This is a genomic window from Kosakonia sp. S57, assembly GCF_016516575.1.
Lineage (GTDB): Bacteria > Pseudomonadota > Gammaproteobacteria > Enterobacterales > Enterobacteriaceae > Kosakonia > Kosakonia cowanii.
This window is the reverse complement of record NZ_JACVUL010000002.1, coordinates 1-20,611: the sequence shown is the minus strand read 5'-3', so window position 1 is coordinate 20,611 and position 20,611 is coordinate 1. Positions and strand designations below refer to the sequence as shown.

Below are 20,611 nucleotides of genomic sequence, written 5' to 3'. Positions count from 1 at the left end.
AATGTCGTAATGCCTGATGGCGCTTCGCTTATCAGGCCTACAACAAAAAGCCCGGTGACGTAAACGCGCACCGGGCCTGGATTTGGTAGGCCGGATAAGGCTTCGCCGCCATCCGGCAATGTCGCAATGCCTGATGACGCTTCGCTTATCAGGCCTACAACACCCGAGTCATTCCGCTGAAGCCGCCATCCGGCAGGGGTCTTAGAAAATCATCTTAAAGACGCCGGTTACCACCAGCAGGCCAATCAGGAAAATAATCAGGATCGCCCAAAGTAAAAATTTCATCATTTTCGTCTTCCTTCTCATGTGTTAGTTACAGCAAGCCTAGTCAATCTCTCAACATTGCGCCTTTTTTCTATACTTAACTGCTTATTAAATAATCGGAGAGAAGCGCATGTCGGCAAACAAAGTAGCAATCGTCACCGCCGCAGACTCGGGCATCGGCAAGCAGAGCGCGCTGATGCTGGCAGAGCGGGGGTTTGATATTGGCATTACCTGGCACTCGGATGAGCGCGGCGCGCAGGAGACAGCGCAAAAAGTAGAAGCTTTTGGCCGCCGGGCTGAGACCATCCAGCTTGATCTCAGCCATCTGCCGGAGGGCGCGCAGGCGATTGAAACCCTTATTGCCCGCTTCGGGCGTATCGACGCGCTGGTCAATAACGCCGGTGCGATGAGCAAAGCCCCGTTTCTCGATCTCACTTTTGAGGACTGGCGCAGTATTTTCACTGTCGATGTCGATGGCGCGTTTCTCTGCTCGCAGATCGCTGCCCGTCATATGGTTAAGCAGGGGCAGGGCGGGCGCATCGTCAATATCACTTCCGTTCACGAGCACACGCCGCTGCCGGAAGCGACTGCCTATACCGCGGCAAAACATGCGCTTGGAGGGCTGACGAAATCAATGGCGCTGGAACTGGTGCCGCACAACATTCTGGTTAATGCTGTTGCGCCCGGTGCCATCGCCACGCCGATGAACAACATGAGCGATGATGATGCGAAACCCGGCTCGATGCCGAACATCCCGCTGGCGCGACCGGGCACAACGCGGGAGATCGCCAGCATGGTCGCCTGGCTCTGCGCCGATGATGCCAGCTACACCACCGGCCAGTCGTTTATCATTGATGGCGGCTTTATGCTGGCAAACCCGCAGTTCAAACCGCAAAAAGCTTAGTTATCGCCCGGATTCTCTTCACGTTTTTTCCTGCGGTGGCGAAACCACCACCGCAGGCAGAAGACCAGCGCAATGGCAATAACCACCCAGATCCAGCGCTTCGCATGCTGATCGAAGGACTCCAGCCACGGCGTAATCACTTCCCCGCCAACATAACCCAGCGTGGTAAAGATCAGTGCCCAGATAAACGCGCCTAAGATATTCAGCGGCAGAAAGATTTTCGGTTTTAAATGGCTGGTACCAATCAATATCGGCCCGATAATACGAAAGCCATACATAAAGCGTGTACCAATCACAAACAGATAGGGGTGACGGCGAATAAGCGCCTGCGCCTGATGGATCTTGCCGCGGTAGCGGGTGAAGCGGCGCAAAATTTTAACGCCATAGCGGCGGCCAACAAAGTAGAGCAACTGATCGCCAATGATGCCCCCCATGGCAACCGCGAGCACCACCAGCGGAAAGCGCAGCAGCCCCTGATGCACCGCCACACCGCCAAGCAGGGTGATGGTTTCGCCTTCGGCGAGGCTGCCGACCAGCAGCGCGGCGTAGCCATACTGGCTAATAAGCTGATTGATATCCAGTGTCATTACATCCTCCTGTAAAACGTCTTTAAGCATATACCTGCATCCGGCTTTGCGCTGCGTTCAATCATTTCGGCTTTTTTCTGCTGTACAAAAAATAATCATAAAAGTGACGTATACTTACAGCTCGATGTTCGGGCTTTCAGTGAGGGGGCGTTATGAACCATGTCTGGGGACTCCTGTCCCATCCCGATCGTGAAATGCAGGTGATCAAACGCGAAAACGAGACCGTTTCGCACCACTACACCCACCATGTGCTTATCATGGCGGCCATTCCCGTAATCTGTGCATTTATTGGTACCACGCAGTTTGGCTGGAGCTTCGGCGAGAATGTTGTCGTGCCTCTGTCCTTATCTACCGGTTTCTACCTGGCAATTCTCTTTTATGGCCTGATGCTGGCGGGCGTCGCGGTGATGGGGCGCGTTATCTGGTGGATGGCGCGTAACTATCCGCAGCGTCCGTCGCTGGCGCGCTGCATGGTGTTTGCCGGTTATATCGCAACCCCGATGTTTCTCAGCGGTATTGTGGCGCTCTATCCGCTAGTGTGGCTCTGCGCGCTGGTCGGCACCGTCGCGCTCTTTTACACCGGTTATCTGCTCTATGTCGGCATCCCAACCTTCCTTAACATCAACAAGGAAGAGGGACTCAACTTCTCCAGCTCGACGCTTGCCATCGGCGTACTGCTGTTGGAGATCCTGCTGGCGCTGACGGTGATCCTCTGGGGTTACGGCTACCGCCTGTTTTAACTCTCCCGGCGTTGCTGGCACACCCTGCTGGCAACGCAATTTCTCGCAACGATTCTTCTCTGGCGGCAACCCTGCGCGGCGGCTATTATGCCAGAGCCAGCCCTGTTATAACTCTCATGAACAGAAGCGGTGTGCGTTATAACGCGCGTGAATAATTTTCAGAAGCCTTACCATGCAGAAATTTCGAGTCTCTCTTTTAAGCCTGGCCCTTGCACTGAGTGCGCCCTTCGCGCCGATGGCGCAGGCAAAAACAGCCGTTGCGGTTGCCGCAGCCCAGCCGGAAATCGCCTCCGGCAGCGCGATGATTGTCGATCTGCAAACCAATAAGGTGATCTACTCAAGCCACCCCGATCTGGTGCGCCCGATTGCGTCTATTACCAAGTTGATGACCGCGATGGTGGTGCTGGATGCGCGCCTGCCGCTGGATGAAAAATTAAAAGTCGATATCAGCCAGACGCCAGAGATGAAAGGGATCTACTCCCGCGTGCGGCTGAACAGTGAGATCAGCCGCAAAGATATGCTGCTGCTGGCGCTGATGTCGTCGGAGAACCGCGCGGCCGCAAGCCTCGCGCACCACTATCCCGGCGGCTATAAAGCCTTTATCGCCGCGATGAACGCCAAAGCGCGCGCGCTGGGCATGACCCATACGCGCTACGTCGAGCCGACCGGCTTGTCGATCCAGAACGTCTCCACCGCCCGCGATTTAAGCAAGCTGCTGATCGCCACCAAACAGTACCCGCTGATTGGCCAGCTCAGCACCACGCGCGAAGAGATGGCGACCTTTGCTAATCCGGCCTATACGCTGCCGTTTCGCAACACCAACCATCTGGTCTACCGCGATAACTGGAATATTCAGCTGACGAAAACCGGCTTTACCAACGCTGCGGGCCACTGCCTGGTAATGCGCACGCTGATTGGCAACAAACCGGTGGCGCTGGTGGTGATGGATGCCTTTGGCAAATATACCCACTTTGCCGATGCCAGCCGCCTGCGTACCTGGATTGAGACCGGCAAAGCCCAGCCGGTGCCCGCTGCCGCGTTAAGCTATAAGCGCCAGAAAGCGGCGCAGATGGCACAAACGCCGCCAGGCTCGGCGGGCGAACTGACCGCGCAGAACGATTAATTACTCCGGCAGCGTCCAGTCACCGTCGTTGAGTGGACGCTGCATAATCAACGTATCCCGCCAGTCTCCCTGCTTATAGCCGACGCTGCGCAGCTGTCCGGCCACTTCAAATCCATGTTTTTTATGCACTCTTAGCGAACCGGCATTGTTATGCCCGTCGCCAATCACCGCGATCAGTTGCCGCCACGGCCCCTCTTCACAGCGGGCGATCAGCGCGCCAAGCAGCGTCGAGCCGATGCCGCGCCCGGTCATGCTGGCATCGACATAAATCGACTCTTCAAGGGTGTAGCGATAAGCCGGACGCGGGCGATAAAAACCGGCGTAGCAGTAGCCGACAATCACGCCGTGAAAGAGCGCTACCAGCCACGGCAACCCGTCGGCGGCGAGCTTGCTCATGCGGCTGCGCATCTCATCAATCGTGGGGGGCACTTCTTCAAACGAGGCGCGGCCATTCAGCACGTGCCAGGCGTAGAGGGAGGCAATGGCGTGTACATCGTCGGGGCGGGCGTCACGCACCTCGACCGCAGGACCAGAGAGAATATCAACAGCTGACATCGGGCGCGCTCCTTTCAACGCAACGCGCCAGAGAGAGGATTCTCTGGCGCTGTCGCTACTCTATTACGAAAGGCGCGCGCAGCACAAAACGGCGAGGGGCTACTTTATCGCCGGATCGGCGGGATGCTCTGCCTGAGCTGCCTCCTGCCAGAATTTGCGCTTACTGGTCTTGCCAATACCGGGGTTCATGCTGTTAGTCGGATCATTTTCCCGATAAAAACGTTTCAGCGCATCCGGCGCTTCATAGAGATGACCGACGTTATGCTCGGCGGGATATTGCGCCCCGCGCTGCGCCAGCAGTGCCAGCATCTGCTCCTTCAGGGCGTGCACATCGACGCCTTTTTTAACAATGTAATCCTGATGGAAAACGTGGCACATAAAGTGGCCGTAATAGAGCTTGTGCACCAGCTGGCTGTCAATCTCTGGCGGCAGGTGCTCAAACCACTCAGTGTCGTTGCGGCGCAGGGCGATGTCGAGCGCCAGAATATCCTCCACCTCGTCGGCATGCACCGCCTGATAGCGGATCGCGGCCCCGGCGGCGGCAAATCGGTGCAGAAACGCTTTGCTCCCTTCCTCCGGCGTACAGACAAAGAAGTCCCCTTCGGCGTCAGCGAAAAAGGCCTTCAGCCAGTTTTGCGCCTCATCAATGCCGCCGCCGGACATCTTCAGCAGCAGATGGTGCTGATACTTATCGCGCCACTCCTTCATGCGTGAGGGGAGGTGCGAAGGGAAGAGACCACTGATTTTTTGCAATGAACGATCGATAAAGTGCGGTTTAAACACCGTCGCTTTATCGAGCAGCGCGTCGGTGCGCCCTTTGATATTGAAAAAGAGCGGCATCTTGTCAGTGCCGAGCTTGTCGATCATCAGGAAGGTGTCTTTGCCATAGCGCTCGGCGATATCGTAAATATCGCGGTGCATATACTCCCCGGCGACCGGCAGGTGGTCGAAATCGGCCAGAATATGGCGGCGGATCTCCGTCAACACCGCAGTCTGGTTGGTGCCGATATAGAACACCTGCTGGCGCGCTTCTGCCGGGAAGGTGTCGAGACGCACGGCAAATACCGCCAGCTTGCCCGCACAGCCGGAGGATTCAAACAGGCGATCGGGGTCGGCGTTATAGCGCGCCGGGGTTTCGGCTTCAACATCGCGCACGCGGTTGATGTAATCATGATCGTGGCCGTGGCGCTGGTCGTGAAGCACATCGCTCGGGTTGATACGATCGTCATCCAGTTTGCCGAGGATCTGTTCAGGCGTTTCGCCAAGCTTAATGCCCAGATGATTGACCAGTTGCAGACGGCCCTGATCGTCAATGCGCGCAAATAGCGACATCTCGGTGTAGGCCGGGCCGCGCTGCACCAGCGATCCGCCGGAGTTATTGCAGATACCGCCAATCACCGACGCACCAATGCAGGAGGAGCCAATCACCGAGTGCGGCTCGCGTCCCAGCGGTTTGAGGGCTTTTTCCAGCGAGTAGAGCGTGGTGCCCGGGTAGGCCAGCACCTGCTCGCCATTATCCAGCAGGTGCAGTTTGTCGAGGCGCAGGGTGCTGATAATGACGATATCGCGGTCGTAATCATTGCCGTTCGGCGTCGAGCCTTCCGTCAGGCCGGTATTTGCCGCCTGCATCAGAATAATTTTGTCGGCAATCACGCAGGCGTTAAGAACGCGCCATAATTCAACCAGCGTGCCGGGAAAGACCACCGCCAGCGCATCGCCCTGGCCGGAGCGGAAACCTTTACGGTAGCGGGCGGTTTTGGCCGGATCGGTAAGCAGGTGAGAAGCACCTACTAATCGTTTGAGTTCGTTAATGAAAGTGTTATTTGACTGGGTCACGATCCACTCCTTGTGGCGAAGCATGAATAAAAAGGATGCTCTGCTTCACGCCGGTTGCAGGCTGCGTGAATGATATTGTGAATATTTCGTTACTAATGTTAGCTCCAGAGGAGGCCCGAAGGGGAGCGAATTAACATAAAAATCAGAGCCTGGCGCTGCAAGACGTGCCAGGATTATGGCACACTGCGTTTTTCCGCGGCCCGTTACCGCGGTTTTTGCTGAAAATACAAGAGAGTAAACGACATGAAATGGCTATGTTCTGTAGGTGTCGCTGTGAGCCTTGCGCTGCAACCCGCGCTGGCCGAAGAGATGATTGCTAACCATCCTTTGACGCCGCAAGCCAGGGACGCCTTTGTCACTGACCTGCTTAAAAAGATGACCGTGGATGAGAAAATAGGCCAGCTGCGCCTGATAAGCGTCGGGCCGGATAACCCGAAAGAGGCGATCCGCGAGATGATTAAAGCAAGCCAGGTCGGGGCTATTTTTAACACCGTCACCCGCCAGGACATTCGTGCCATGCAGGACCAGGCGATGCAGCTTAGCCGCCTGAAAATTCCTCTCTTCTTTGCCTACGATGTGGTGCACGGTCAGCGCACCGTTTTCCCAATCAGCCTTGGCCTCGCCTCCAGCTTTAACCTCGACGCGGTGAAAACCGTCGGACGCGTCTCCGCTTATGAAGCCGCCGATGATGGCCTGAATATGACCTGGGCACCGATGGTCGACGTCTCGCGCGATCCGCGCTGGGGACGCGGCTCGGAAGGCTTCGGGGAAGATACTTTCCTGACCTCTGAAATGGGCCGCACCATGGTGGAAGCGATGCAGGGCAAAAGCCCGGCTGATCGCTACTCGGTGATGACCAGCGTCAAACACTTCGCCGCGTATGGCGCAGTGGAGGGTGGTAAAGAGTACAACACCGTCGACATGAGCCCGCAGCGTCTGTTCAACGACTATATGCCGCCCTACAAAGCGGCACTCGACGCCGGTAGCGGCGGGGTAATGGTGGCGCTTAACTCTTTGAACGGCACACCGGCTTCCTCCGATTCGTGGCTGCTTAAAGATCTGCTGCGCGATGAGTGGGGCTTTAAAGGCATCACCATTTCCGATCACGGCGCGATTAAGGAGCTGATCAAACACGGCACCGCCGCCGATCCGGAAGATGCCGTGCGCGTGGCGCTGAAGTCCGGCATCAACATGAGCATGAGCGATGAGTACTACAGCAAATACCTGCCGGGGCTGATCAAATCCGGTAAGGTGACGATGGCGGAGCTGGATGACGCCACGCGCCATGTGCTGAACGTCAAATATGATATGGGGCTGTTTAACGATCCCTACAGCCACTTAGGGCCGAAAGAGAGCGACCCGCAGGACACCAACGCCGAAAGCCGTCTGCACCGCAAAGAGGCGCGGGAAGTGGCGCGCGAAAGTATGGTGCTGCTGAAAAACCGTCTGGAAACGCTGCCGCTGAAAAAATCGGGCACCGTGGCGGTGATTGGGCCGCTGGCGGACAGCAAGCGCGACTCGATGGGCAGCTGGTCTGCCGCCGGGGTTGCCGATCAGTCGGTCACCGTGCTGACCGGTATTCGTGACGCGCTGAAGGACAAAGGCGAGGTGATCTACGCCAAAGGGGCGAATATCACCAACGATAAAGGCATTGTTGATTTCCTTAACCTCTATGAACCGGCGGTGGTGGTTGATCCACGCTCTCCGCAGGCAATGATCGACGAAGCGGTAGCCGCAGCGAAGAAATCTGACGTCGTGGTGGCGGTAGTCGGTGAAGCGCAGGGGATGGCGCACGAAGCCTCCAGCCGCACCGATATCACCATTCCGCAGAGCCAGCGCGATCTGATTACCGCCCTGAAAGCGACCGGCAAGCCGCTGGTGCTGGTGCTGATGAACGGGCGTCCGCTGGCGCTGGTGAAAGAGGATCAGCAGGCTGACGCTATCCTCGAAACGTGGTTTGCCGGTACCGAAGGCGGCAACGCCATCGCCGACGTGCTGTTTGGCGACTACAACCCTTCCGGCAAGTTGCCGATGTCCTTCCCGCGCTCCGTGGGGCAGATCCCGGTCTATTACAGCCACCTGAATACCGGCCGTCCTTATAACGCCGATAACCCGAACAAATACACCTCCCGCTACTTTGATGAAGCTAACGGCCCGCTCTATCCCTTTGGCTATGGTCTGAGTTACACCACTTTCAAAGTGTCGGATGTGAAGATGTCTGCGCCGACCCTGATCCGCGGTGGCAGCGTGGATGCAAGCGTCGAGGTGACCAACACCGGCAAGCGCGAAGGGGCGACGGTGATCCAGATGTATGTGCAGGATGTCACTGCGTCGATGAGCCGCCCGGTGAAACAGCTGCGCGGCTTTAAGAAGGTCAACCTGAAGCCGGGTGAGACGCAGACCGTCAGCTTCCCGATCGATGTCGACGCGCTCAAGTTCTGGAACCAGCGCATGAAGTACGACGCCGAGCCGGGCAAGTTCAACGTCTTTATCGGCGTCGACTCCGCTCGAGTCAACCAGGGCGAATTTGAATTAAAGTAACCACTCATCAGGCCGGGCAACCGGCCTTTTTTAATACCCGCTTTACCGTTTCGCACCGCTTCACCTTCGCGTCGCTATTTTTCAGCTACGCTTTTTTCTCAAGCTGCTGATAAAGGCAGTAAAAAAATGAGGGATAAATTATGACACTCAGCCGAAAACTTGCCTGCTCAGTGGCGCTAATCGCCGCCGTAAGCTTACCGTTGCAGGCCGCAGAACCGATCAAAGTGGGATCGAAAATCGATACCGAAGGGGCGCTGCTGGGCAATATCATTTTGCAGGTGCTGGAGAGCCACGGCGTAAAAACCGTCAATAAAGTGCAACTCGGCACCACGCCGGTAGTGCGCGGCGCGATTACTTCTGGGGAGCTGGATATCTACCCGGAGTACACCGGCAACGGTGCGTTCTTCTTTAAAGAGGAGAACGATCCGGCGTGGAAAAACGCGCAGCAGGGCTACGAGAAGGTGAAAAAACTCGATGCTGAGAAGAACAAGCTTATCTGGCTGACGCCTGCACCGGCCAATAACACCTGGACCATCGCCGTACGTCAGGATCTGGCGCAGAAGAACAAACTCACCTCCCTCGACGATCTCAGCCGTTACCTGAAAAACGGTGGCGAGTTCAAACTGGCCGCGTCGGCAGAGTTTATTGAGCGTGCCGATGCGCTGCCTGCTTTTGAAAAAGCCTACGGCTTCGATCTGAAGCAGGATCAGCTGCTGTCGCTGGCTGGTGGTGATACCGCAGTGACCATTAAAGCGGCGGCGCAGCAAACATCCGGCGTTAACGCTGCGATGGCTTACGGCACCGACGGCCCGGTGGCGGCGCTCGGCTTACAGACATTAAGCGATCCGAAAGGCGTACAGCCGATCTACGCCCCGACGCCAGTGGTGCGTGAAGCGGTGCTGAAAGCCTACCCGGAGCTGGATAGCTGGCTGAAGCCGGTCTTTGCCAGCCTCGATGAGAAGACCCTGCAAAAGCTGAATGCCAGCATCGCGGTGGAGGGGCTGGATGCGAAGAAAGTCGCGGCGGACTACCTGAAAGAAAAAGGCCTGGTGAAATAAGGCGTGATGGAGGGATCGAAACGCTGCCACAACCGCGTGCTGCTGCTGCTGGTTGTGCTGGGAGGGCTGGCGGCGTGGCTGCCGTTTATCAACTATGCGCCAAACCGGCTGGTTTCCGGCGAAGGGCGCGCGCTGTGGCAGCTGTTTAGCGGCCTGTGGCTGCTTGCGCCCGCGCTTCTGCTGATCCTCTGCTTTATACCGGGGCGCAGTGCGCAGGCGGCAACGCTGCTGCTGGCTGAACTTCTCTTCTGCCTACTGGTGTGGAGCGCAGGCCGCGCGGCAACGGATCTGGCGCAGAGCGGCAGCGCGCTGGCGCGTACCTCGCCCGGTAGCGGCTTATGGCTATGGCTGGCGCTCAGCCTGCTCGCCTGTAGCGATGCCATTCGCCGCCTTGTTGCTCACCCGGTGTGGCGCTGGCTGCTGCATGTGCAGATTTGGCTGTTGCCGCTCTGGCTGCTGCTTAGCGGCGAGCTGGATAACCTCTCGCTGCTGCATGAGTACCGCAACCGCCAGGAGGTGTTTGATGACGCGCTGGCGCAGCACTTAACCTTGCTGTTCGGCACGCTGCTCCCGGCATTAGCCATCGGTTTCGCGCTCGGGCTGTGGTGTTATCGCCATCCGGCGCGGCAGGGGCCGGTCTTTACCGCGCTCAACATTATCCAGACTATCCCCTCGGTGGCGCTGTTTGGCCTGCTGATTGCACCATTGGCCGGGCTGGCGCAGCACTTCCCGTGGCTCGCATCGATAGGCATTGCCGGTACTGGCATCACCCCGGCGCTGATTGCGCTGATCCTCTACGCGCTGTTACCGCTGGTGCGCGGCGTGGTTGCCGGACTGAATGAGGTCTCTGCCGACGTGCTGGAGAGCGCGCAGGCGATGGGCATGAGCGCTGCGCAGCGCTTCTGGCAAGTGCGGATTCCGCTGGCGCTGCCGCTATTACTGCGCAGCCTGCGGGTGGTGGCGGTTCAGACGGTTGGCATGGCGGTGATCGCCGCGCTGATTGGCGCAGGCGGCTTTGGCGCGCTGGTCTTCCAGGGGCTGCTCAGCAGCGCGCTGGATTTGGTGCTGCTCGGGGTGATCCCGGTTATCGGCCTGGCGGTGGTGATTGACGCCCTGTTTGATCTTGCCCTCGCGCTGTTGAAGGTAAAACACCATGATTGAATTTCACAACGTTTCCAAAACTTTTGCCGGGCAGCGGGCGGTTAATCAGCTCAATTTGCAGATGAAAACCGGCGCGTTTTCGGTGCTGATTGGCACCTCCGGCTCGGGAAAATCGACCACCCTGAAGATGATTAACCGCCTTGTCGAACACGACGAGGGGACAATCACCTTCGCCGGAGAGGAGATCCGCAGCCTGCCGGTGCTCGAACTGCGCCGCCGTATGGGCTACGCCATTCAATCGATTGGGCTTTTCCCCCACTGGACGGTGGCGCAGAACATCGCCACCGTGCTGCAACTGCAAAAGTGGTCGCGCGGCAAACGCGAGGCGCGGGTGGAGGAACTGATGGCGCTGCTCGGGCTGGAGCCGGGGCTGCGCGATCGTTTTCCACACCAGCTTTCCGGCGGGCAGCAGCAGCGTGTTGGCGTTGCCCGCGCGCTGGCCGCCGACCCGGAAGTGCTGTTGATGGATGAACCCTTCGGCGCGCTCGACCCGGTCACCCGCAGCGCCCTGCAACAGGAGATGGTGCGCATTCACCGTCTGCTCGGGCGCACCATTGTGCTGGTGACCCACGATATTGATGAAGCGTTGCAGTTAGCCGATCACCTGGTTTTGATGGATGGCGGCAACGTCGTGCAGCAGGGGACGCCGCTGGAGATGCTGACCGCGCCGCAGAATAACTTTGTGCGCGAATTTTTTGGCCGCAGCGAGCTGGGCGTGCGCCTGCTCTCTCTGCGCCAGGTGAGCGACTATCTGCGTGATGAAACGGTCAGCCACGGCGAGCCGTTGCAGGCACAGATGAGCCTGCGCGAGGCGCTCTCCGCGTTTGTCGCCCAGCGCTGCGAGGTGTTGCCAGTGCAGGATGCCTATGGGCAGCCCTGCGGCAGCCTCCATTTCCGCGATCTGTTACGCGGGGAGGCGGGCCGTGAAAATATTGCGTGATCCGCTGCTCTGGCTGCTGGCGCTGTTTATTGCGCTGCTGATGTGGTTGCCTCACAGCGCGCCGCTGTTTAGCGCGCTCTTTCCGCAACTGCCGCGCCCGGTCTATCTGCAGGAGAGCTTTGTCGCGCTGACCCTTGCCCACTTCTCTTTGGTCGCGCTCTCAAGCGTTATTGCGGTAGCGATTGGCATGGGCGTCGGTATTGCCGTAACGCGACCCGGTGGGGAAGAGTTTCGCCCGCTGGCAGAAACTATTGCCGCCGTCGGGCAGACCTTTCCGCCGGTGGCGGTGCTGGCGATTGCGGTGCCGGTGATGGGCTTTGGCAAAGCGCCCGCCATTATTGCGCTGGTGCTGTATGGCGTGCTGCCCATTTTACAGGGGACGCTGGCGGGGATCGCTGCGGTTCCGGCAAGCGTACAGAGCGTGGCGCAGGGGATGGGCATGAGCGGCTGGCAGCGGTTGCGTAATGTGGAGTTGCCGCTGGCCGCACCGCTGATTGTCGCCGGGGTTCGCACGTCGGTGATTATCAATATCGGTACGGCAACCATTGCTTCTACGGTCGGTGCAAGCACGCTGGGAACGCCGATCATCATCGGCCTGAGCGGGTTTAATACGGCCTATATTGTGCAGGGGGCAGTGCTGGTGGCGCTGGCGGCAATCATTGTCGATCGGGGCTTTGAACGGCTGGCGCTGCGGCTCAACCGGCACCGCCGCGCACGATAAACGAATAACCAGCCAGCATTACGCCGCCGATCCCGCCGATGGCCATCAGCAGAAAGATCGCGATGACAAGAATTTTACCAGGCTTCATCTCAGGCTCCTTTTAAGTGAGGCCGGCATTATAAAGGCATTGTGAGTTGTTAATGAAACATTAAATGCCGAGAAGCCACACCTGATGCCCCGTCTCCTGCCAGGCCTGCAACTGCTGCTGTTGCGCGGAGGAGGGGGAGTCGCCGCACCACACCAGCAGCATCTTACCTTTGAACATCTCCGGATGAAACTGAGTGAACGGGTGCGCAAGAATGCCGACCTGCCACTCCTGCTGGCTGGCGATCCAGCCTTCAATCCACATCCGCGTGCTGTCCTGGACACCCCAGCCGACCACCAGCGCCGGACGGCCATGCGCCTGCTGCCGCGACGCCGATAAGTTGTCGGCTATCAGGCTAATCAGAATGCCATCCAGCAGGCTAAGCTTTGCCTGATAAGCGGGGCGCGTGCCCTGCAAGCGTGCGCGTAAGGGGTTAATCAACTGCTGTGCCAGCGTTTTTGCCGGGTGGTCGCGCATCAGCTCGCTTAGCCACTGCTGGAGGGTGTTGCCATCTCGCTGTTGCAGCAGATGCATCGCCCGCTCCTGATGGCTTTGCCAGACGTAGTGACGCTTGTCGCTGCTGTTCGCCAGCAGCGCCTGGACTTTACTCACCTGCACGCCCGATTCAACCCAGTGCTGGATTTCACGAATACGATCGATGTCCGCCTCGCTGAAGAGCCGGTGGCCGCCATCCGTGCGTTGCGGGGTTAACAAACCGTAGCGGCGTTGCCACGCACGCAGTGTGACGGGGTTGATATCGCATAACAGAGCAACTTCACCGATAGTGTAAAGCGCCATGATCTCTCCTTTGCTTCCCGAATGCCGGTATAACTGTAGACCTTTCTTAGGGGTGAAGACAACAACAGTAACGTTTTGTTTACTCTTTATTCATAACTGCGCATACCCAGGCACAATATGTGACTCAGAGCACGAATTTCTCTTTTTTTAACCTCTGTCGAAGAAACCATCGCCGACTCGCTGTATGTTACGCGCTTTATGTGATGCGGTGTGGCGGGTATGTACGAGTTCAATCTGGTGTTGCTGCTGCTTCAGCAGATGTGTGTGTTTCTGGTGATCGCCTGGCTGATGAGCAAAACGCGCCTCTTTATTCCGCTGATTCAGGTCACCGTGCGCCTGCCGCACAAGCTGCTCTGTTACGTCACCTTCTCCATTTTCTGTATTCTCGGCACCTATTTCGGTCTGCATATTGAAGACTCCATCGCCAATACCCGTGCGATTGGCGCGGTGATGGGCGGCCTGCTTGGCGGCCCGCTGGTCGGCGGGCTGGTGGGGCTGACCGGCGGATTGCACCGCTACTCAATGGGCGGCATGACCGCACTGAGCTGCATGTTCTCGACCTTTATCGAAGGGCTGCTCGGCGGGCTGGTGCACAGTTTTCTTATCAAGCGCGGGCGTACCGACCGCGTGTTCAATCCCTTTACCGCCGGGGCGGTCACCTGCGTGGCGGAGCTGTTACAGATGGTGATCATCCTGCTGATTGCCCGTCCCTTTGAAAGCGCGCTGCATTTAGTGCAGAGCATCGCCGCGCCGATGATGGTGACCAATACCGTCGGCGCGGCGCTGTTTATGCGCATCCTGCTCGACAAGCGCGCCATGTTTGAGAAATACACCTCGGCGTTTTCCGCCACGGCGCTGAAAGTGGCGGCCTCCACCGAAGGGATTCTGCGCCAGGGCTTTAATGAAGAGAACAGCATGAGGGTGGCGCAGGTGCTCTATCAGGAGCTGGATATCGGCGCGGTGGCGATCACCGATCGCGAACGGCTATTAGCCTTTACCGGCGCGGGGGACGATCACCATCTGCCGGGAAGGCCTATCTCCTCCGTCTGGACGCAGCGAGCGATTGAGACCGGCGAAGTGGTCTACGCCGACGGCAATGAGGTGCCGTACCGCTGCTCGCTGCACCCGCAGTGCAAGCTCGGCTCGACGCTGGTGATCCCGCTGCGCGGTGAAAACCAGCGCGTGGTCGGTACTATCAAACTTTATGAGGCGAAAAACCGCCTCTTTAGCTCCATCAACCGCACGCTGGGGGAGGGGATTGCGCAGCTGCTCTCGGCGCAGATCCTCGCCGGGCAGTATGAGCGGCAAAAAGCGCTGCTGACCCAGTCGGAGATCAAACTCCTGCACGCGCAGGTTAATCCGCACTTCCTGTTTAACGCGCTCAACACCATTAAAGCGGTGATCCGCCGCGACAGCGATGAGGCCGGGCTATTGGTGCAGTATCTCTCGACCTTTTTTCGTAAGAACTTGAAACGCCCCGCAGAAATCGTCACCCTTGCGGATGAGATTGAGCATGTGAATGCCTATTTGCAGATTGAAAAAGCGCGCTTTCAGGCGCGGCTGCAGGTACGGCTTGAGGTGCCGGAAGCGCTGGCGCACTTACACTTGCCCGCTTTCACGCTGCAACCGATAGTCGAAAACGCGATTAAACACGGCACGTCTCAGCTGCTGGGCGTGGGCGAGATCACGCTGCGTGCCAGCCAGCAGTCGCAGCATATGGTGCTGGATATTGAGGATAACGCCGGGCTTTATCAGCCGAAAAACGATGCCGGTGGCTTAGGGATGAGCCTGGTGGATAAGCGGCTGCGCGCCCGTTTTGGTGACGAGTGCGGCATCAGCATTGCCTGCGAGCCGGATCTTTTTACCCGCATTACCTTACGACTCCCTCTGGAGGAAGAGGCATGTTAAGAGTGCTGATTGTTGATGATGAACCGCTGGCGCGGGAAATGTTACGCAGTCTGCTGCAGGAAGAGCGCGATATCGAGGTGGTGGGTGAGTGCGGTAACGCCATTGAAGGAATTAGCGCGGTGCATAAACTGCGCCCCGACGTGCTGTTTCTTGATATCCAGATGCCGCGCATCAGCGGGCTGGAGATGGTCGGTATGCTCGATCCCGGCAACCGGCCCTACGTCGTGTTTCTCACCGCTTTTGATGAGTATGCGGTGCAGGCGTTTGAAGAGCACGCTTTTGACTACCTGCTCAAGCCGATTGAAACGCAACGGCTGGCGAAGACTCTCAACCGCTTACGTCAGGATCGCGGCGTGCAGGATGTGTCGCTGCTGGCGGAAAATCAACAGCCGCTGAAGTTTATCCCCTGCACCGGGCATAGCCGCATCTGGTTACTGCAGATGGAGGAGGTGGCGTTTGTCAGCAGCCGGATGAGCGGCGTCTATGTCACCAGCCACGAAGGCAAAGAGGGCTTTACCGAGCTGACGCTGCGCACGCTGGAGAGCCGCACGCCGCTGGTGCGCTGCCACCGACAATATCTTGTTAATATGGCTTTTCTTAAGGAGATCCGCCTTGAGGATAATGGCCAGGCCGAGCTGCTGCTGCGCGACGGGCTGACGGTGCCGGTGAGTCGACGCTATCTGAAAAATTTAAAAGAGGCGTTGGGGTTGTAAATTCCTGCGCGATGCCTACACTGCGCGCTGGTTCATCATTTCGGAAAGAGACATGCTAAATAACGATATCCTGCGCAGCCTGCGTTACACCCTGCAGGTCGACAACACCGCGCTGGTGCGCATTCTGGCGCTGGCGGACACTGAAGTCACGGCTGAACAGCTGGTTCCGTGGCTGCGTAAAGAGGATGAGGAGGGGTATAAACCCTGCCCGGATATTGTGCTGTCGGCGTTTCTTAATGGGCTGATTTATGAGAAGCGCGGCAAAGATGAGAGTGCGCCGCCGCTCGCCATGGAGCGCAAGCTCAATAACAATATCGTGCTGAAGAAGCTGCGCATCGCCTTCTCGTTAAAGACCGACGATATTCTGGCGATCCTCACCGAGCAGCAGTTCCGCGTCTCAATGCCGGAAATTACCGCCATGATGCGCTCGCCGGAGCATAAGAATTTCCGCGAATGCGGCGACCAGTTTTTGCGCTACTTCCTGCGCGGGCTGGCAGCACGTGGGCAGAAACCAAAGAGTTAACGGGCGTTTTTAGCCGATAAAAAAACCGCATACACGCGAGGTGATGCGGTTTAATTAGCCCGGCAGACAAAGTGCTACCGGGCAGTAAACGACTTATTTGACTTCTTTAAAGCCGCGCGCTTTCAGCAACTCTTCTGACTGCTTCATGCTGATTTTACCGTTAACCGTGCCGGTAAATTCAGAACCCTGCAGGCTGTTCAGCTGAGCGAAGTCCACTTCGTTGTAGTCAACTTCCAGCGTCTCCTGAGCATAGGTCTCTTCATACGCTACGCTCTCTTTCACGCCTTTCACGCTCTGGTATTTTTTGCTAATCGGATCCAGAACTTTCATCGCTTCTTCTTTGGTTTTCGCGCCAATAGAGGAGTATTCGATTTTGTTCTTCGCGGTCTGACGCTCTACTTCATCACCCTTGTAGTAGTAAGTCAGCGTCACTTCCGTGCCGCCTGTCGCCCAGGTAAAGGTCTTGCTCTCTTCTTTATCACCACAGCCGGTCAGGCCAACAACTAAAGCGACAGAAAAGAGTGCTGCAATGATTTTGCTGAATTTCACGATAATCCCCTATTTTCCATGTGAGGTAATGTTTTGTAAGACTGCGTATAACAGTATAGAAAAAGGCGCTGAATTCAGCGCCTTATTTTTTATTTAACTTGTTGGCCCGCTTTTGCACCGCTATCCGGGCTGAGCAGGAAGATATCGCTGCCGCCAGGACCCGCTGCCATCACCATCCCTTCCGAGATGCCAAAGCGCATTTTGCGCGGTGAGAGGTTAGCCACCATCACCGTCAGGCGGCCAATCAGCGCGCTCGGATCCGGGTAGGCGGAACGAATGCCGGAGAAGACGTTGCGCTTCTCACCATCAAGATCGAGCGTCAGGCGCAGCAGCTTATCTGAGCCTTCGACAAACTCGGCGTTCTCAATCAGCGCCACGCGCATATCGACTTTGGCGAAATCGTCAAAAGTGATGGTCTCCTGAATCGGGTTGTCAGCCAGCTCGCCCGTTACCGGTGCGGCAGCGGCTTTGACTTCCTCTTTCGACGCTTCCACCAGCGCTTCCACCTGTTTCATCTCGATGCGGTTATAGAGCGCTTTAAACGGATTCACTTTATGGCCGAGCAGCGGTTCGTTAATCGCATCCCACGTCAGCGTGGTGTTGAGGAACGCTTCGGTGCGCGCGGCCAGCGATGGCAGAACCGGTTTCAGCCAGGTCATCAGTACGCGGAACAGGTTGATACCCATTGAGCAGATGGCCTGCAAATCGGCATCGCGCCCTTCCTGCTTCGCGACAACCCACGGTGCTCGCTCATCAACATAGCGGTTCGCCACGTCGGCCAGCGCCATGATTTCGCGCACCGCTTTACCAAACTCGCGGCTCTCCCACGCGCTGCCAATGGCGGCGGCGGCATCGGTAAAGGTTTTATACAGCGCCGGATCGGCCAGCTCTGATGCCAGCACGCCGTCGAAGCGTTTAGCGATAAAGCCCGCGTTACGCGAGGCCAGGTTCACCACTTTGTTAACGATATCGGCGTTCACGCGCTGGACGAAATCCTCCAGGTTGAGGTCGATATCATCAATGCGCGACGAGAGCTTGGCGGTGTAGTAGTAGCGCAGGCTGTCGGCATCAAAATGGTTCAGCCAGGTGCTGGCTTTAATAAAGGTGCCGCGCGATTTGGACATCTTCGCGCCGTTAACCGTTACATAGCCGTGCACGAACAGGTTGGTCGGCTTGCGGAAACCGCTGCCTTCCAGCATCGCCGGCCAGAAAAGGCTGTGGAAATAGACGATATCTTTACCGATAAAGTGATAGAGCTCGGCGTCGGAATCTTTTTTCCACCAGTCGTCAAAGTTGAGATCGTCGCGCTTGTCGCACAGGTTTTTGAACGAGCCCATATAGCCAATCGGCGCATCCAGCCAGACGTAGAAATATTTGCCCGGCGCGCCCGGAATTTCAAAGCCGAAGTAGGGCGCATCGCGGGAGATATCCCACTGTTGCAGACCGGATTCGAACCACTCCTGCATTTTGTTCGCCACCTGCTCCTGCAGCGCGCCGCTGCGGGTCCACGCCTGCAGCATTTCGCTGAACGACGGCAGGTCGAAGAAGAAGTGCTCGGAATCACGCATCACCGGCGTCGCGCCGGAGACCACCGACTTCGGCTCAATCAGCTCGGTCGGGCTGTAGGTCGCGCCGCACACTTCGCAGTTATCGCCATACTGATCCGCCGCTTTACATTTCGGGCAGGTGCCTTTTACAAAGCGGTCCGGCAGGAACATGCCTTTTTCCGGATCGTAGAGCTGGGAGATGGTGCGGTTTTTAATAAACCCGTTCTCTTTCAGACGGGTGTAGATAAGCTCGGCCAGCTCGCGGTTCTCATCGCTGTGCGTTGAGTGGTAGTTGTCGTAGCTGATGTCGAAGCCAGCAAAATCGGTCTGATGCTCCTGACTCATTTCGCCAATCATCTGCTCCGGGGTGATCCCCAGCTGCTGTGCTTTCAGCATAATCGGCGTGCCGTGGGCATCGTCCGCGCAGATGAAGTTGACCTGGTGGCCGCGCATTCGCTGGTAACGGACCCAGACATCAGCCTGGATGTGCTCCAGCATATGGCCGAGGTGGATGGAGCCGTTGGCGTACGGCAGCGCGCACGTTACCAGAATTTTCTTCGCGACTTGAGTCATAGTTGGCATTACATCTTCTTGAGAAAAAGGGTTTTCGATATTACCAAAAGGGTAACAATCGCGCCAAGCGATAAGGGCATTAATCCATAAATGGATAATTATTCCCTTTGGGGTAAACTTGAGCGCTACAAATGTCGTTTTCAGAACAACTACAAAGGAGTCGGGATGAGTTCGCAATCCCAGGCCAAATCCCCGGAAGCCTTACGGGCAATTGTCACCGGGACGCTGGCCGATTTTCAGCACCCCACCCTCAAACATAACCTGACAGCGCTGAAAGCCGTCCACCATGTTGCATGGCTGGATGAGACGCTGCATGTCGAATTGCTGATGCCGTTCGTCTGGAGCAGCGCTTTCGAAGAGCTGAAAGCGCAGTGCAGCGCCGAACTGCTGCGTCTGACCGGTGCGAGCGCCATCGACTGGAAGCTATCGCACAATATCGCCACCCTGAAGCGGGTGAAAAACCAGCCGGGCGTTAATGGCGTGAAGAATATTATCGCCGTCAGCTCCGGCAAGGGCGGGGTAGGGAAATCCTCTACCGCCGTTAACCTTGCGCTGGCGCTGGCTGCGGAAGGGGCGAAAGTCGGTATTCTCGATGCCGATATCTATGGCCCGTCGATCCCGATGATGCTGGGCGCGGAAAATGAGCGTCCGACCTCGCCAGACGGCACGCACATGGCACCGATTATCGCTCATGGCCTGGCAACCAACTCAATTGGTTACCTGGTGACGGACGATAACGCGATGGTGTGGCGCGGGCCGATGGCCAGCAAAGCGCTGCTGCAGATGTTGCAGGAGTCCATGTGGCCGGATCTCGATTACCTGGTACTCGATATGCCGCCAGGCACCGGCGATATCCAGCTGACGCTGGCGCAAAACATTCCGGTGACCGGCGCGCTGGTCGTGACCACGCCGCAGGATATCGCGCTGATTGATGCTAAAAAAGGCATTGTCATGTTCGAGAAAGTAGAGGTGCCGGTGCTCGGAATCGTGGAGAACATGAGCATGCATGTGTGCAGCAACTGTGGTCACCATGAGCCGATTTTCGGCACCGGCGGCGCAGAGAAGCTGGCGGAGCAGTATCACACGCAACTGCTGGGCCAGATGCCGCTGCATATCTCGCTGCGTGAAGATCTCGATAAGGGTACGCCGACGGTGATCAGCCGCCCGGATAGCGAGTTCACCGCTATCTACCGCAATCTTGCCGGTCGCGTAGCTGCCCAGCTTTACTGGCAGGGTGAAATCATCCCCGGTGAGATCGCGTTTCGCGCAGTGTGATTGAAGATGCCGGATGGCGGCTTCGCCTTATCCGGCCTACGGGCACGAATTCGCTGAAACGGAGTAGGCCGGATAAGCGTTTTACGCGCCATCCGGCAATGGGGTTGGATTAGTGGAATGGTTCCGTTCACCAGGCGTGCGGCGGAATGTTTTACTCATCGGTGCGGTGAACGGGACAAGGGGAGCGGCCGCGCTCCCCTTGTCAATCCC

General features: G+C 57.5%; 20 protein-coding genes. 12 read left to right on the top strand and 8 right to left on the bottom strand.

The features are described 5' to 3' along the window. Nucleotides 1-201: 201 nt before the first annotated feature. Nucleotides 202-306 carry a small membrane protein YohP gene (gene yohP, locus IAE48_RS01950; protein WP_223284180.1) on the bottom strand — a complete coding sequence of 35 codons (105 nt, stop codon included), beginning with the start codon at nucleotides 304-306 and terminating at the stop codon, nucleotides 202-204. An 88-nt stretch (nucleotides 307-394) separates the two neighbouring features. On the opposite strand from yohP, the gene IAE48_RS01945 reads away from it, so the two are divergent. Further along, nucleotides 395-1,168, top strand: a complete 774-nt coding sequence (locus IAE48_RS01945) for an SDR family oxidoreductase (protein ID WP_200133306.1) — start codon at nucleotides 395-397, stop codon at nucleotides 1,166-1,168. On the opposite strand, the gene IAE48_RS01940 is transcribed toward IAE48_RS01945, so the two are convergent. Beyond that, on the bottom strand, nucleotides 1,165-1,749 hold the full coding sequence (locus IAE48_RS01940; RefSeq protein WP_094422931.1) for a DedA family protein: 585 nt from the start codon (nucleotides 1,747-1,749) through the stop codon (nucleotides 1,165-1,167). The genes IAE48_RS01945 and IAE48_RS01940 overlap by 4 nt on opposite strands. 158 nt (nucleotides 1,750-1,907) lie before the next feature. On the opposite strand from IAE48_RS01940, the gene IAE48_RS01935 reads away from it, so the two are divergent. Together IAE48_RS01935 and pbpG are read left to right on the top strand one after the other, a co-directional pair. After that, the gene (locus IAE48_RS01935; protein ID WP_094421034.1) at nucleotides 1,908-2,495 is read left to right on the top strand and encodes a Yip1 family protein; all 588 of its coding nucleotides are present in this window, start codon (nucleotides 1,908-1,910) and stop codon (nucleotides 2,493-2,495) included. Nucleotides 2,496-2,667: 172 nt separating this feature from the next. Further along, complete coding sequence (pbpG, locus tag IAE48_RS01930) at nucleotides 2,668-3,618, top strand: D-alanyl-D-alanine endopeptidase (RefSeq protein WP_094421032.1); 951 nt, start codon at nucleotides 2,668-2,670, stop codon at nucleotides 3,616-3,618. Here pbpG and IAE48_RS01925 read toward each other — a convergent pair whose 3' ends face one another. Then, complete coding sequence (locus IAE48_RS01925; protein WP_042715932.1) at nucleotides 3,619-4,173, bottom strand: GNAT family N-acetyltransferase; 555 nt, start codon at nucleotides 4,171-4,173, stop codon at nucleotides 3,619-3,621. Nucleotides 4,174-4,272: 99 nt separating this feature from the next. Further along, nucleotides 4,273-6,009, bottom strand: a complete 1,737-nt coding sequence (gene dld, locus IAE48_RS01920) for a D-lactate dehydrogenase (protein WP_370568927.1) — start codon at nucleotides 6,007-6,009, stop codon at nucleotides 4,273-4,275. Nucleotides 6,010-6,252: 243 nt separating this feature from the next. On the opposite strand from dld, the gene bglX reads away from it, so the two are divergent. The 5 genes from bglX (at nucleotide 6,253) to IAE48_RS01895 (ending at nucleotide 12,430) form a co-directional block, all read left to right on the top strand. Next, on the top strand, nucleotides 6,253-8,550 hold the full coding sequence (gene bglX, locus IAE48_RS01915) for a beta-glucosidase BglX (protein WP_200133304.1): 2,298 nt from the start codon (nucleotides 6,253-6,255) through the stop codon (nucleotides 8,548-8,550). Between the two features lie 140 nt (nucleotides 8,551-8,690). Beyond that, nucleotides 8,691-9,608 carry an ABC transporter substrate-binding protein gene (locus tag IAE48_RS01910; protein ID WP_124967825.1) on the top strand — a complete coding sequence of 306 codons (918 nt, stop codon included), beginning with the start codon at nucleotides 8,691-8,693 and terminating at the stop codon, nucleotides 9,606-9,608. A gap of 6 nt (nucleotides 9,609-9,614) precedes the next feature. After that, a complete protein-coding gene (locus tag IAE48_RS01905; RefSeq protein ID WP_200133303.1) occupies nucleotides 9,615-10,769 on the top strand; it encodes an ABC transporter permease in 1,155 nt (384 codons plus the stop codon). Continuing rightward, a complete protein-coding gene (locus tag IAE48_RS01900) occupies nucleotides 10,762-11,709 on the top strand; it encodes an ABC transporter ATP-binding protein (protein ID WP_200133302.1) in 948 nt (315 codons plus the stop codon). The genes IAE48_RS01905 and IAE48_RS01900 overlap by 8 nt, the downstream gene beginning before the upstream one ends. After that, nucleotides 11,693-12,430, top strand: a complete 738-nt coding sequence (locus IAE48_RS01895; protein ID WP_200133301.1) for an ABC transporter permease — start codon at nucleotides 11,693-11,695, stop codon at nucleotides 12,428-12,430. The genes IAE48_RS01900 and IAE48_RS01895 overlap by 17 nt, the downstream gene beginning before the upstream one ends. On the opposite strand, the gene IAE48_RS01890 is transcribed toward IAE48_RS01895, so the two are convergent. Together IAE48_RS01890 and IAE48_RS01885 are read right to left on the bottom strand one after the other, a co-directional pair. After that, the gene (locus IAE48_RS01890) at nucleotides 12,405-12,518 is read right to left on the bottom strand and encodes a protein YohO (protein WP_023479821.1); all 114 of its coding nucleotides are present in this window, start codon (nucleotides 12,516-12,518) and stop codon (nucleotides 12,405-12,407) included. The two genes, IAE48_RS01895 and IAE48_RS01890, sit on opposite strands and share 26 nt — an antisense overlap. A gap of 60 nt (nucleotides 12,519-12,578) precedes the next feature. Continuing rightward, complete coding sequence (locus tag IAE48_RS01885; RefSeq protein WP_200133300.1) at nucleotides 12,579-13,313, bottom strand: MerR family transcriptional regulator; 735 nt, start codon at nucleotides 13,311-13,313, stop codon at nucleotides 12,579-12,581. A 219-nt stretch (nucleotides 13,314-13,532) separates the two neighbouring features. Between IAE48_RS01885 and IAE48_RS01880 the strand changes: the two genes are divergently transcribed. The 3 genes from IAE48_RS01880 to IAE48_RS01870 are packed head-to-tail and all read left to right on the top strand — an operon-like array spanning nucleotide 13,533 to nucleotide 16,457. After that, complete coding sequence (locus tag IAE48_RS01880; RefSeq protein WP_200133299.1) at nucleotides 13,533-15,221, top strand: sensor histidine kinase; 1,689 nt, start codon at nucleotides 13,533-13,535, stop codon at nucleotides 15,219-15,221. After that, complete coding sequence (gene btsR / locus IAE48_RS01875) at nucleotides 15,215-15,934, top strand: two-component system response regulator BtsR (RefSeq protein ID WP_200133298.1); 720 nt, start codon at nucleotides 15,215-15,217, stop codon at nucleotides 15,932-15,934. The genes IAE48_RS01880 and btsR overlap by 7 nt, the downstream gene beginning before the upstream one ends. A 52-nt stretch (nucleotides 15,935-15,986) precedes the next feature. Continuing rightward, on the top strand, nucleotides 15,987-16,457 hold the full coding sequence (locus IAE48_RS01870; protein ID WP_023479843.1) for a DUF1456 family protein: 471 nt from the start codon (nucleotides 15,987-15,989) through the stop codon (nucleotides 16,455-16,457). A 93-nt stretch (nucleotides 16,458-16,550) separates the two neighbouring features. On the opposite strand, the gene IAE48_RS01865 is transcribed toward IAE48_RS01870, so the two are convergent. Together IAE48_RS01865 and metG are read right to left on the bottom strand one after the other, a co-directional pair. Continuing rightward, the gene (locus IAE48_RS01865) at nucleotides 16,551-17,006 is read right to left on the bottom strand and encodes a YehR family lipoprotein (RefSeq protein ID WP_023479721.1); all 456 of its coding nucleotides are present in this window, start codon (nucleotides 17,004-17,006) and stop codon (nucleotides 16,551-16,553) included. An 89-nt stretch (nucleotides 17,007-17,095) separates the two neighbouring features. After that, on the bottom strand, nucleotides 17,096-19,126 hold the full coding sequence (gene metG, locus IAE48_RS01860) for a methionine--tRNA ligase (protein WP_200133452.1): 2,031 nt from the start codon (nucleotides 19,124-19,126) through the stop codon (nucleotides 17,096-17,098). 165 nt (nucleotides 19,127-19,291) lie between these two features. On the opposite strand from metG, the gene apbC reads away from it, so the two are divergent. Further along, the gene (gene apbC, locus IAE48_RS01855; protein ID WP_200133297.1) at nucleotides 19,292-20,401 is read left to right on the top strand and encodes an iron-sulfur cluster carrier protein ApbC; all 1,110 of its coding nucleotides are present in this window, start codon (nucleotides 19,292-19,294) and stop codon (nucleotides 20,399-20,401) included. The last annotated feature ends 210 nt before the right edge of the window (nucleotides 20,402-20,611 follow it).